This window comes from Bacteroides sp. (assembly GCF_052357945.1).
In the GTDB taxonomy this organism is placed as follows: domain Bacteria; phylum Bacteroidota; class Bacteroidia; order Bacteroidales; family Bacteroidaceae; genus Bacteroides.
Genome location: NZ_DAWCXD010000129.1, coordinates 1 through 13,910, shown reverse-complemented (window position 1 = coordinate 13,910; position 13,910 = coordinate 1). Strand labels below are relative to the sequence as shown.

Here is a 13,910-nt window from a genome sequence, read left to right as displayed (position 1 = left end):
CTAATTACGCTAATTTTTAACTAATAAATCAAATACTGATTCGCATTAATAATACTATGATAGGAATAGAAAGAAGATTTTCAGACGACACTCGCCTAATTGACTTAACAGTAGGAGATTTAAAAGAACTAATAACCAGCCTTATCTCAAAAATCAAACAGATAGAAGAAAAAAGATATGTATATGGTTTACAGGGATTAGCCGATTTATTACACTGCACAAAGCGACATGCTTCAAAAATAAAATCATCGGGAATACTAGATGAGGCAATAAAACAAAGAGGGAGAACTATTGTAATAGATCATGATTTGGCTTTAGAATTATTCGGAAAGCAAAATTAATTGCAATAATGAAAGTTATTAGAACCAAACTTCCGAATACCGCTATTTGGAACTGATACACTACAAAGATTTTTCCGTAGTCATTACACATGTGAGAAGAAGAATCACACTTTTCCTACCCTAATTTTGTAGTACCAATGTAGTACCATTTTCAGTTAAGAGCAAAGAAAAACCCTTCCAGAAAACATCTGAAAGGGCTTCGTGAGGTTCCTGGCGGATTCGAACCGCCGTACACGGTTTTGCAGACCGCTGACTAAGCCACTCATCCAAGGAACCATTATTTCTCGTTTGCGGTTGCAAAGGTAGTACAAATTTTGAAACTACCAACTATCCGCAGCAATTTTTCTTTGTACTTTTTTTCTTTACATCGCACTCTCCGCGTTTCTTGTCCATCATATCCTTTAGTTCACAGCCACTTACACAGCTGTCACAAGGATTCTGATTTTCTCGCGTACGACGAAAAAAACGAAATATTCCATATATGACGCGGGCAATGCAGAGTACAACCAGTACTCCGACTACCCAATCTTGCCAATTATTCATACAAACAATCCTCCAATCTGATAAACAGCAAATGATACAAGCCAAGCCAATCCCGTTGTGTAACAAGCAGCAAAAAGCGCCCATTTCCAACTACCCGATTCCTGTTTTATAGCCGCTATCGCCGCAATACACGGGAAGTAAATCAATACAAACAACATATAACAGAAAGCAACCAATGGAGTAATCGGAATTCGTTCTGCCAAACTTACTGAATCAGCATCCGGATCATCTGCATATAAGACACCTAATGTACTTACTACCAATTCTTTCGCTCCCACACCGGAAAGCAAGCCAATACCTAGTTTCCAATCAAATCCCAGTGGTTTTATAACTGGCTCTATACCACGTCCCAACTGGCCGATATAAGAATTTTCCTGCTGCTCGGCAACTGTTTCATAAGCATCATGATTCGGATAATACCCCAAGAACCAGATTATAATAGAAGCAATCATAATAATGCCTCCCATCTTTTTCAAATACTGCGCTCCCTTTTCCCATGTGTGACGGAAGATCGATTTTGCTGTCGGCATACGGTAAGGTGGAAGTTCCATCACAAATGGAGTATCATCACCCTTCACCAGAAACTTGCTAAACAAGCGGGCCATTACCACAGCCAGTACAATACCAATCACATAAATACTTAACAACACCAGACTTGCATTGTTCGGGAAGAAAGCACCCACCAACAATAAATAAATTGGCAGACGCGCACTGCAAGACATCAAAGGATTTACCAACATTGTAATAAGACGGCTCTTCCGGTTCTCAATAGTACGGGAAGCTATAATAGCAGGTACATTGCATCCAAATCCCATAATCAAAGGAATGAATGATTTTCCGTGCAATCCCATTTTATGCATGATTTTATCCATGATAAAAGCTGCACGAGCCATATAACCCGAATCTTCCATAAGAGAAATGCAGAAATACAAAATCAAGATATTCGGCAAAAAGACAATAACCGCTCCTACCCCACCAATAATTCCATCAATCAGCAAATCTTTAAATGGACCTTCCGCCATATTATTGCGTAACAAGTCACCAATCTGCTCGACAAGCCATTCAATCCCCATCATCGGATATTCTCCAATGACAAACGTACCTTCAAACATCAGATACATAAAAAGGAAAAAAATAGGAAATCCCCAGACACGGTGAGTTACGATCGAATCCAGCACTTTTGTTGTCTGCGCCTGCTCCAAGTGATTATCTGTGAATGTCTCCTTCAGTGCACCACTGATAAATCCATATTTAGCATCCGTAATAGCCGATTCACAATCCTCATTCATTGTGTCCTGAACACGCTTCGACATCTTATCACGGACATGGAATATCTCATCCGCATTTGGTAATGTCCGCACAATGCGCTCAATGTCAGGATCATTCTCCAACAATTTAATGGAGAGGAAACGGGTAGAATATTTATGACGGATAAATTCGTTTTTGGAAACCTCACTTTTTACAGCTTCAATCGCTTTTTCGATATCAGGACCATGATTGATATGAATATGCCGGAAGACACGCCCTGTCTTTTTATGTTCACGTACATAATCTTCCAAATGCTCTTCCTCGTGGTTCTTACGATCTTCCAGAGAATCATGCCATTCGGTCAAATCCTTAAGAACTTCCGGATTCATATTTCCCTGTTTATCAAAGAAGTCTACTCCTTCATACAGATTGATAACAACATGAAACAAGGTATCCAATCCACGATTTTTCTTACTGACAGTAGGCAACATCGGCACCCCGAACAACTTACTCAACAGATGATAATCCAATGTATTTCCACTGGCTTCCAACTCATCATAAATATTCAGAGCTACCACCATGCGGACATTCATATCTATCAATTGAGTAGTCAGATATAAGTTTCGCTCCAGATTAGAGGAATCGACTACATTAATAATCACGTCCGGAGTTTCATCGATAATATGACGACGCACATAGATTTCTTCCGGCGTATAAGCAGACAAAGAATAAGTTCCCGGCAAATCGACAATACGGAAATGATAGCCTTCGAAATCAAAATAACCTTCTTTGGCATCCACGGTTACGCCGCTGTAGTTTCCAACATGCTCATGAGCACCGGATGCAAGATTAAATAAAGAAGTCTTGCCACTGTTCGGATTTCCGACCAAAGCAACATTAATAGTACGGCGTTTACCTAACGCCAACCGTTTCATATCTTCTTCTTTTACTGAAAGGTCTTCAGGCAATCCTTCATGATAAACGGTCTTCTCGGCCAGTTTCTTTGCTTCCTCTTCGCTGATAACTTCGATCATTTCAGCTTCCTGACGACGAAGAGAAATTTCATAACCTAAAACTTTATATTTTATGGGATCTTTTAGCGGAGCATTCAACAGCACTTCAACCGTTTTACCTTTAATGAAGCCCATCTCCACAATACGTTTACGAAAACCACCGTGCCCCAATACCTTTACAATAACACCTTTTTCTCCTGTTTTTAATTCGGACAAACGCATAACTCTCAAAATTTTTGGCAAAGATAATTCATAACTTCGGAGCATGCAAATTATTTAGAATGTTTTTAAATAGCAGCTTTTTTCATCCTCTAAAAGATTCAGAAAAAAATAAAAAAACTTATTGATAAACTTGTATCTTTGCAGGTATGATACAACAACGCGTTACAAAATATATAGAAAAGGAACATTTATTCTCACCAGATGATAAAATCCTGATTGCATTGAGTGGTGGTGCCGACTCGGTGGCATTACTATATATTCTGCATACAGCAGGCTATCATTGCGAAGCCGCACATTGTAATTTCCACCTGCGAGGCAAAGAGTCAGACCGGGACGAGTTATTTGTCCGCCAACTTTGCGAAAGAATGGAAATCCATTTACATACCATTGATTTCAACACGACCCAATATGCAACGGAAAAACATATTTCGATTGAAATGGCCGCACGGGAACTCCGCTACCAATGGTTCGAGAAAATTAGAAAAGAATGTCAGGCAGATGTTGTCGCTGTGGCCCATCACCAGGATGATAGCATAGAAACTATACTACTTAACCTGATTCGGGGAACAGGAATTACCGGTCTGTTAGGAATCCGCCCCCGTAATGGAGCCATCGTACGCCCTCTGCTTTGTATCAACCGGGAAGAAATAATTCGTTACCTGCAAAACATCGGACAAGATTATGTGACAGACAGCACCAATCTGGAAGACGAATATACCCGTAATAAAATCCGGCTCAACTTCCTTCCCCTCATGCAGGAAATTAATCCGTCAGTCAAAAATACCCTGGTAGATATGAGTAATTATCTAAATGATGTAGCCACTATATATAATAAATGTATAGAGGAAACTAAAAAGAAAATCATTACGGCAGAAGGTATCCGGATCAGTGATTTGGTAAAGGAATCGGCACCCGAAGCCATCTTATTCGAAGTCCTGCATCCTCTAGGATTCAATTCCGCACAAATCAAAGATATCGCTCATTCGCTTCATAGCCAACCGGGCAAGCAATTCTGTAGCAAAGAATGGAGAGTGATAAAAGACAGAGAATTCCTATTAATAGAAACAGCTGAATCTGAAAATGAGACTCTTCCTCCTTTTCAAATCATCAAAGAAGAAAGAGAATATACTCCGGACTTTCTAATTCCACGCGAAAAAGGAACTGCCTGTTTTGATGCCGACAAACTGAATGGAGAAATTCATTACCGAAAATGGCAGCCGGGAGACACTTTTATTCCTTTTGGAATGAAAGGAAAGAAAAAAATAAGCGATTATCTCACCGACCACAAATTTTCTATCAGCCAAAAAGAACGCCAATGGGTACTCTGCTGTGGAGAACATATCGCATGGCTGATAGGCGAACGAACAGACAACCGCTTTCGTATTGATAAAACGACTAAGCGTGTCGTGATCTACAAAATAGTTTGAGGCAACTTCTGTTTCTTGAAGCAATCTGATAACAAAGCTGCAAAAGGGGTATCGTATACCCTTGCTTTTCTTACGCAAGCTTTTACACAGGCGCAACATTTGATACATTTAGCCTCATCCGTATGTAGCTCGTCCCCTTTTGTTATAGCCCCTGCCGGACAACGGACCACACATAATCCGCAATGGGTACACAAGTCCTCATCTTCCATCCAAGGAGCGCGGGGAAGCGGTGTCCCACTTTTACGTAACTTGATGACTTTCCTCAAAAAACGGAACAAAGGAAAGAATGGCTGACTCGGACGTTTGATAGCACGTACATCCACCGGATAAAGGGTATCCATACTATCAGCTGTCTGTATTTTTTCCATGATTTTCTTCCCAAACTCCTCAGCAAAAGCTAAATCCGATTCATCTGGACGTCCCACTGCAATCGGGTATTTGTCGGTACTATATGAATGTTCTCCAATAAAAGTTGCCCCGGCAATTACTTTAAATCCGTGAGGAATAGCAAAAGCATCCAGCTCCATTAAAGCTTTTTCATAAGCGCGATTTCCGTAAACCACAGCCAAAACGGTAGGAGTATCCACTCCACGGATATACTGCAAACGTTCCATTGCCAAAGGAGCGACATGTCCTCCATACACAGGCACTACAATAATAGCCAAAGAAGATGTAGGAATCACAATTTCATCCGCAATCTTCTGCGTCACATTGATAGGAAAAATATTTTTTATGCCCGTCCCGTGAACAATAGCCTCCGCAACTTGTTTAGATGTGTGTGTAGGCGAAAAATAAATTAAATGAGCTTCATTTACTGTCATACTATTTTCTTTTATGTAGCAAAGATACACTTTTACGTGGAAAAAAATTGTTTGATTGTTCATGAAACCAAAAAAAATTATTATCTTTGCCCCGTTGAAACATTCTACGATTCAACATATACATCCCTAATTCAGAATAAAAAACAAAACGTATGCTCGCATATCTGTAGCCATGAGCTGTAGTAATGCTGTCCATAATTCAGCAAAAAAAAGAAATATTAATAACTTACCATACTATATGTATAACATTATCCAATTAAACGACAAAAATCTGTCGGAACTTCAAGTTATTGCCAAAGAGTTAGGCATAAAAAAAGCAGACTCATACAAAAAAGAAGACCTTGTTTATAAAATACTCGATGAACAGGCCATTGTAGGAGCTACAAAGAAAGTTGCCGCAGATAAGCTAAAAGAAGAACGCAAAAATGAAGAACAAAAGAAAAAGCGTTCACGGGTAGCTCCTACCCAAAAAGAAGACAAAGTGGTTTCCGCAACAAAGAGTGGAGAGGCTAACAAAACAAAAGAGGCCGCTCCTGTAAAAGCTGCACCACAACCTTCCAAGAAAGAAGAAAGTACAAACAAAGAAAAAGAAACTGTTGTTGTAGAAGCTAAAGCAGAAAACACTGCTACTCCCAAGCGTAAAGTAGGCCGTCCTCGTAAGAACTCTGACGCAGAAGAGAAAAAAGAAGTAGAAAATGCAAAACCGGCAGCACCCAAAGTAGTGGAGCCTAAACCTGCTGTTGCAGAGAAAGCTACTGGTACTACGGAAAAGCCAGCTCCGGTACAACAGCAAACAGCCGAGAAGAAAGCAAAAAACAAACCAGCTGCAGAAGCAAATAAGCCTGTTGCAGAAACAAATAAACCGGCTACTGAACCTAACAAACCTGTTGTAGAGAAAAAGGTAATAGATAAACCACAAAAGAAAGCTGCACCCGTTATCGACGAGGAAAGCAATATCTTATCCAGCGTTGACGACGATGATTTTATTCCAATCGAAGATCTGCCTTCCGAAAAAATAGAACTTCCTACCGAATTATTCGGAAAATTCGAAGCTACTAAAACAGAATCAGCACAGACAGCACCGGAACAGCCATCTCATCCTCAACAGCAACAACAATCTCAACAGCAGCAGTCCCAGCAGCAACGTCCGCGTATTGTTCGCTCACGCGACAATAACAACGGCAATAACAATGCTAACAACAATGGCAATAACGCCAATAATAACAATAGCAACAATAATAATTTCCAGCGTAACAACAATAACCAGAATCAGGTTCAGAACCCAAATCAACAACGCTTACCGATACCACGTGCCGCTCAGCAGAACAATGCGGGTGAAAACCTTCCGATACAACAACAGCAGGAACGCAAAGTTATTGAGCGCGAAAAGCCTTATGAATTCGACGATATTCTCAACGGAGTAGGTGTTTTGGAAATTATGCAGGACGGATACGGATTCCTCCGTTCTTCCGACTATAACTACCTTTCTTCTCCGGACGATATTTACGTATCACAGTCTCAAATCAAACTATTTGGTCTGAAAACCGGTGATGTAGTAGAAGGAGTTATCCGTCCACCCAAAGAAGGAGAAAAATATTTCCCATTGGTAAAGGTTTCGAAGATCAACGGACGTGACGCAGCTTTCGTTCGCGACCGTGTTCCTTTCGAACATCTGACACCTCTCTTCCCGGATGAAAAGTTCAAACTTTGCAAAGGCGGTTATTCAGACTCTATGTCTGCCCGTGTCGTCGATCTTTTCGCTCCTATCGGTAAAGGCCAACGTGCATTGATTGTTGCCCAACCAAAGACAGGTAAGACCATCTTAATGAAAGATATCGCCAACGCTATCGCAGCCAACCACCCGGAAGTTTACATGATTATGTTGCTGATTGACGAACGCCCGGAAGAAGTAACAGACATGGCACGCAGCGTTAATGCAGAAGTAATCGCTTCTACTTTCGACGAACCGGCAGAACGCCACGTAAAAATTGCAGGTATCGTATTGGAAAAGGCAAAACGTCTGGTAGAATGTGGTCACGACGTAGTTATCTTCCTTGATTCTATCACTCGTCTGGCTCGTGCATACAATACAGTATCTCCTGCATCCGGTAAAGTTCTTTCCGGTGGTGTGGATGCAAATGCACTTCATAAACCTAAACGCTTCTTCGGTGCTGCCCGTAATATTGAAAACGGTGGTTCACTGACCATTATCGCTACCGCATTGATCGATACCGGTTCTAAAATGGACGAAGTTATCTTCGAAGAATTCAAAGGTACAGGTAACATGGAATTACAGCTCGACCGTAACCTGTCCAACAAACGTATCTTCCCGGCGGTCAACATTACCGCATCCAGCACTCGTCGCGACGACCTGTTGCTTGATAAAACAACTCTTGACCGCATGTGGATATTACGCAAATATCTTGCCGACATGAATCCGATCGAAGCAATGGACTTCGTTAAAGACCGTCTGGAAAAAACCAGAGACAACGACGAATTCCTGATGAGCATGAACAGCTAATCAACAGCAAACTTATAAATAAACGGTGAACAAACTGCGCCATAACAAGTGCAGTTTATTCACCGTTTTCTTTTTCAGTAACCCGTTTTATGACTCATCACCTGCCGTTTATCACTTATCATTCAACACTCATCACCGATAGTTCACCCTAACCGCCTGCCACACCTTTCATTTTTGTACAAAATACTTTCATTTGCGTCCAAAACTACTACCTCGCCCTTTTTTACGTTTCCTTTTTTCCTACTTTTGCTTCCAAATCAAATATTACTTAATTCTAACCAGTAATGAAAACTATTTATCCATTCATGGGATTAGCCCTGTGCAGCGTGACAGCGCAGGCTCAAGAAAAGCCCAATTTCCTGATTATCCAGTGCGACCATTTAACACAACGCGTTGTGGGAGCTTACGGACAAACACAAGGCTGCACCCTCCCTATTGACGAAGTCGCTTCACGAGGAGTTATCTTCTCCAATGCTTATGTAGGCTGCCCTCTCAGCCAACCCTCACGCGCTGCTTTATGGAGTGGCATGATGCCTCATCAAACCAATGTACGTTCCAACTCCAGCGAACCTATCAACCCACGTATTCCCGAAAGTGTACCGACATTAGGAAGTCTTTTCTCTGAAAACGGTTACGAAGCCGTACACTTCGGAAAAACGCATGACATGGGTTCACTTAGAGGATTCAAGCATAAAGAACCGGTAGCCAAGCCATTCACTGATCCGGAATTCCCGGTCAATAACGACAGCTTCCTGGATGTAGGAACATGCGAAGACGCTGTTGCTTATCTAAGTAATCCGCCGGAAGAACCATTCATCTGTATCGCTGATTTTCAGAACCCTCACAATATCTGTGGATTTGTAGGAGCGAACGAAGGAGTACATACCGACCGCCCCATCAGCGGAACCCTTCCGGAACTACCGGCCAATTTCGATGTAGAAGACTGGAGCAATATCCCCAAACCTGTGCAATACATCTGCTGCAGTCATCGCCGCATGACCCAAGCCTCTCATTGGAATGAAGAGAATTACCGTCATTACATTGCTGCTTTCCAACACTATACCAAGATGGTTTCCAAGCAAGTAGACAGCGTATTGAAAGCCCTCTATTCCACTCCTGCCGGAAAAAACACAATCGTTATTATCATGGCTGACCATGGTGATGGGATGGCTTCACACCGCATGGTGACCAAACACATCAGCTTCTACGATGAAATGACCAACGTACCGTTTATCTTTGCAGGTCCCGGCATCAAACAACAGAAAAAGCCCATAGACCAAGTATTGACACAGCCTACACTGGATCTTCTGCCTACCCTTTGTGATTTGGCAGGAATTCCTGTTCCGGCCGAAAAACCGGGAATCAGCCTTGCACCTATATTAAAAGGAGAGAAACAGAAAAAAACTCACCCTTATGTCGTTTCCGAATGGCATAGCGAATATGAATATGTCGTTACTCCCGGACGTATGGTACGCGGACCGAGATACAAGTACACTCACTATCTGGAAGGTAACGGAGAAGAGCTATATGATATGAAAAAGGATCCGGGAGAACGCAAGAATCTCGCCAAAGACCCTAAATACAGTAAAGTCCTCGCCGAACACCGTGCCATGCTTGATGATTACATCGCCCGCACCAAAGACGATTACCGGAGTTTGAAAGTAGATGCCGATCCACGATGCAGAAACCATACTCCCGGCTACCCCAACCACGAGGGCCCTGGGGTACGAGAGATACTCAAAAGAAAATAAATTATAAAAAAGAGTGAAGATTTCTTTGTAATCTTCACTCTTTTTAGTTCTTTTGCAGATAAACTTACAAGCAAGCAATTCTTATATCAGGTGAAAAAACACAGACGTCATATAATTGCAATAGTCGTAACCGCATTAATATCGGTCACCTTATATGCTGCACGTACAAATTCAGATCGTCTTTCTTTATTACAACCTTTACTTGAATACAATCATCCATTTAGTCCGGACGCCCCTGTCGACAGCATCATTGCCTGGGAAAAACTTTTAGAACCGGAATTACAAAAGGAACAACAACACCCACTCCTATTCCAAATAAATCTGCTGACCGTTCAAGCCTTAATCACAGAAGGCAACGTCAGTCTCGCCATCAACCAGGCCAATCAGATGTACCAGAAAGCCAGAGAAATGGACTATCCTTTGGGAACAGCACTCGCATTACACGCCATTGGAAATACTTATTTAAGTTCGTCAACACCACAAGTTGCCATCGAATCGTATAAGGAAGCATTAGAAATCATTCAGAAACTCCCTCATGCCAACCAATATATCAAAACGATCTTGTCTCAATTTATCCTGACGAAGCTCAACTATCACCAAATGACAGATATAGAAGACAATATCCGAGAACTCGAATCTGTTATTGACAAGGATACGAATCCCCAAGACGATTTTCACCTTGCTTATTGTCAGGCATTCTATCGCATCCAGACGCATCATCTTCCGGAAGCATTAAACTATATACGACAAACCGAACAAATCAGCCGGCAACACCAGTACCCATATTTTCATTTAATGATTAAATACCTGTATTCACGCTACTACACTGAATCCAAAGAATACACGCAGGCACTAACCACACTTGACGAATTACTTTCGCATACCAAAGCAGCCAACTCATACAGATCCCTGCAAGTACTGAAAGATCGTGCACACATACTTACACTAATGGGAAACAGCAAGGAAGCATGTGAAGCTTATGAAATATTCAATACGTACAAAGACTCTTTGGACGCAATGAATTATATTCGCCAAATCAATGAATTGCACACCCTCTACCAAATAGATAAAAATGAACTGGACAACTTAAACAGACAGAAGACAATCCTCTACTGGAGCTGGTTCACCATCCTATTCATAGTCATACTGATTGTATTTTTCATCCTTTTGGTCAGACGAGGAAATAAAAAACTGCGCCAATCACAGCAGGAACTGGAAAAAGTGAAAAAGCAAGAAGAAAATTCCATCCGAACAAAGAGCCTTTTCCTTTCCAACATGAGCCATGAAATTCGCACGCCGCTCAATGCGTTGTCCGGCTTCTCCTCCATCCTGACGGAAGAATCCATCGACAACGAGACCCGGAAACAGTGTAGCGATATTATTCAGCAAAATTCAGAACTGTTACTCAAGCTGATTAACGACGTAATCGACTTGTCCAGTCTCGAAGTAGGCAAGATGAAATTCAAATATGAGCGATGTGATGCAGTGGCAATATGCAGAAACGTTATCGACATGGTTGAGAAAATAAAACAAACGAATGCTAACGTCCGTTTTTCGACCTCTCTCCATTCATTAGAATTGACGACAGACAATGCAAGGTTACAACAATTATTAATCAACCTTCTCATCAATGCAACCAAATTTACTCCGCAAGGTTCCATCACCATGGAACTGGAAAAACAGACAGAAGACATAGCACTGTTTTCTGTGACCGACACCGGTTGCGGTATCTCTCCGGAGAATCAGAATAAAATATTCAACCGTTTTGAGAAACTGAATGAAAATGCTCAAGGGACAGGACTCGGTCTGTCTATCTGCCAACTCATTATCGAGCAGCTGGGCGGCAAAATATGGATTGACTCCAATTATGAGGAAGGAGCCCGTTTCCTGTTCACACACCCCATTTACCATGAGCAACAAGGAAAGGAGGAAGCCGAATGAAACAAGTCCTGCTCCTGATCCTTCTATTATGCTGCACCCTCACCGGAAAAGCCAGCACCAAGATTGTTTTGGAATCCGACAGCCTGATAAAGGTGTTGGAAACATTACCGTACGATACGACACGGCTGAATGTTCTCAATCAAATCATCAGAATAGAACAAAACAACCAGCAATGTATCCAATATTCGGATGCATTAATGAAAGAAGCATTGCAACTGGGAAATGACAAATATGCCGGTCTGGCTGCTTACTACCATATTTTATACTATTACAATCGTAATAATCAAGACAGTGTAGCCAAATGGCTCACCATAATGGAGCCTCATGCCCGGAAATCAGATTTATGGAATTACTTCTTTGATGCCAAACGTTTCCAGATAGACCTGTACACATTCAACGAACAATACGAACTTGCTATCAACGAATCTCAAAAGATGCAACAGCAAGCCTCCCAAATGAATAGTAACCGGGGTAGTATGGCTGCCTATCAATGCTTGAGTAATGCATATATCGGCAGCCAGCGCTGGGATAAAGGAATAGAAGCACTGGAGGCTGCCTACCAGCTACTCACTCCGACAGAAAATCCGGTGGTCCGTATCTCGGTATTGTCACAGTTAGTATCCGTTGTCAAAGAAAAGAAGGATAATAAAAAACTACTCAAATATTTGCAGGAACTGGAAAACACTCTTCATAACCACATCAGTGCAAACCCATCCTTAAAAGCGGGATTTGCCGATGTATACCTGTTCAATGAACTGTTCTACAGCTATTATTACCTGAATACCCATCAGCCGCAACAAGCCTATGAACATCTCGTAAAATCTAAAGAATATCTGGACGAGAATACTTATTTCATGTATAAAGTACTCTATTTCGACACATTTGCCAAATATTACCAGGCAATTGGAGCCTACCAACAGGCATCGGATTATATCGACACGACACTGACGATGTTGAAGAAAGACTTCACAAGCGACTATGCCGAACAGCTACTCGAAAAGGCCAGAATATGGAAACAGGCAGGGCAAAGCGGAAAAGCCATCCCCCTGTATGAGCAGGCACTTGCCATCAAAGACTCGACAGCCACTGTACTCTCAAACAATCAGATGGCACAGATACAAAGCAAATACAATATCGAAAAAACAGAACTGGATCAAAAAAGGGAAAACAACCGGATCCAGCTCACCTATCTGATCTTTATATTTGTTATCCTGATTCTGCTTTTTATCTTTATGGCACGACTCTTTATGGTACGGAAGGCACTCAAATACGCGGAAAACGAAATCCGGAAAACAACAGAAAACGTGCGGAAGACCAATGAAATAAAAAATCGCTTCCTGTCCAACATGAGCTATAACATCCGTACCCCACTCAACAATGTGGTCGGTTTCTCACAACTCATAGCCAGCGAACCCAATATAGACAAGGAAATAAGGCAAGAATACTCAAACATCATCCACAAAAGTTCGGAGAAGTTAATGAGACTTGTCAATGACGTTCTCGACTTATCCCGTTTGGAAGCTCAGATGATGAAGTTCCAGTTGCAAGACTATGATGCCACTACCCTATGCAAGGAAGCATGCAGCATGGCGCAGATGAGGAACGAAGAAACAGGTATCCAGATTGAATTTTCCAGCGAAACGGACGCCCAAATTCATACCGATATAATGCGACTGACACAGGCCTTGATTAGCGTACTGGTGTACCCACAAGAACACCGGCAAGCACGAATCATCCGGTTCACATTAAGCCAGAATGAAGACATGCTTTGTTTCCGGATCACTAATTCACCTTTGGCAGACCATGCATTCGTATCACAGGAAACCATCATCCGGCATGATATCAACCTGTTGTTACTAAAACATTTCGGAGGAAACTATCTCGTCAACGATAAAACTCCCGGAGGTCCGGAAATTGTTTTCATCTACCCCATCGTTTCCGAATCGAAATAAAGCACTATCTTTGCAAAGTGTAAACTTAAACACTTAATTATGTACACCAACAAACAGATTTGGAGTGTCAGTTATCCGATACTACTAAGCTTGCTGGCACAAAATGTCATCAATGTCACCGACACAGCAT

At 41.7% G+C, this 13,910-nt stretch carries 9 protein-coding genes and 1 tRNA gene; 6 read left to right on the top strand and 4 right to left on the bottom strand.

From position 1 onward, the window contains the following. The first annotated feature begins 56 nt into the window (after positions 1-56). Positions 57-341, top strand: a complete 285-nt coding sequence (locus ACT8YW_RS18095; protein ID WP_117610426.1) for a DUF3853 family protein — start codon at positions 57-59, stop codon at positions 339-341. Between the two features lie 204 nt (positions 342-545). Here the strand turns inward: ACT8YW_RS18095 and ACT8YW_RS18090 are convergent. The 3 genes from ACT8YW_RS18090 to feoB form a co-directional block, all read right to left on the bottom strand. Next, a tRNA-Cys gene (locus tag ACT8YW_RS18090) sits at positions 546-617 on the bottom strand. Positions 618-668: 51 nt separating this feature from the next. Next, the gene (locus tag ACT8YW_RS18085) at positions 669-884 is read right to left on the bottom strand and encodes a hypothetical protein (protein WP_004300786.1); all 216 of its coding nucleotides are present in this window, start codon (positions 882-884) and stop codon (positions 669-671) included. Continuing rightward, positions 881-3,367, bottom strand: a complete 2,487-nt coding sequence (gene feoB, locus ACT8YW_RS18080) for a ferrous iron transport protein B (RefSeq protein WP_004311369.1) — start codon at positions 3,365-3,367, stop codon at positions 881-883. Before feoB ends, ACT8YW_RS18085 begins: the two co-directional genes overlap by 4 nt. Before the next feature lie 146 nt (positions 3,368-3,513). Between feoB and tilS the strand changes: the two genes are divergently transcribed. Then, positions 3,514-4,794, top strand: coding sequence for a tRNA lysidine(34) synthetase TilS (tilS, locus tag ACT8YW_RS18075; RefSeq protein ID WP_444106585.1), 1,281 nt, complete (start codon positions 3,514-3,516; stop codon positions 4,792-4,794). Here the strand turns inward: tilS and ACT8YW_RS18070 are convergent. Next, a complete protein-coding gene (locus ACT8YW_RS18070; RefSeq protein ID WP_444106583.1) occupies positions 4,779-5,615 on the bottom strand; it encodes a 4Fe-4S binding protein in 837 nt (278 codons plus the stop codon). The genes tilS and ACT8YW_RS18070 overlap by 16 nt on opposite strands. A 238-nt stretch (positions 5,616-5,853) precedes the next feature. On the opposite strand from ACT8YW_RS18070, the gene rho reads away from it, so the two are divergent. The 4 genes from rho (at position 5,854) to ACT8YW_RS18050 (ending at position 13,780) form a co-directional block, all read left to right on the top strand. Further along, positions 5,854-8,136 (top strand): transcription termination factor Rho, encoded by a 2,283-nt coding sequence (gene rho, locus ACT8YW_RS18065; protein WP_444106581.1) that lies wholly within the window; start codon positions 5,854-5,856, stop codon positions 8,134-8,136. 284 nt (positions 8,137-8,420) lie between these two features. Further along, entirely contained in the window at positions 8,421-9,887 is a 1,467-nt protein-coding gene (locus ACT8YW_RS18060; RefSeq protein WP_444106579.1) for a sulfatase family protein, read from the top strand. A gap of 90 nt (positions 9,888-9,977) precedes the next feature. Next, positions 9,978-11,828, top strand: coding sequence for an ATP-binding protein (locus tag ACT8YW_RS18055; protein WP_444106578.1), 1,851 nt, complete (start codon positions 9,978-9,980; stop codon positions 11,826-11,828). Continuing rightward, complete coding sequence (locus ACT8YW_RS18050; RefSeq protein WP_149964177.1) at positions 11,825-13,780, top strand: tetratricopeptide repeat-containing sensor histidine kinase; 1,956 nt, start codon at positions 11,825-11,827, stop codon at positions 13,778-13,780. The genes ACT8YW_RS18055 and ACT8YW_RS18050 overlap by 4 nt, the downstream gene beginning before the upstream one ends. Positions 13,781-13,910: the final 130 nt, after the last annotated feature.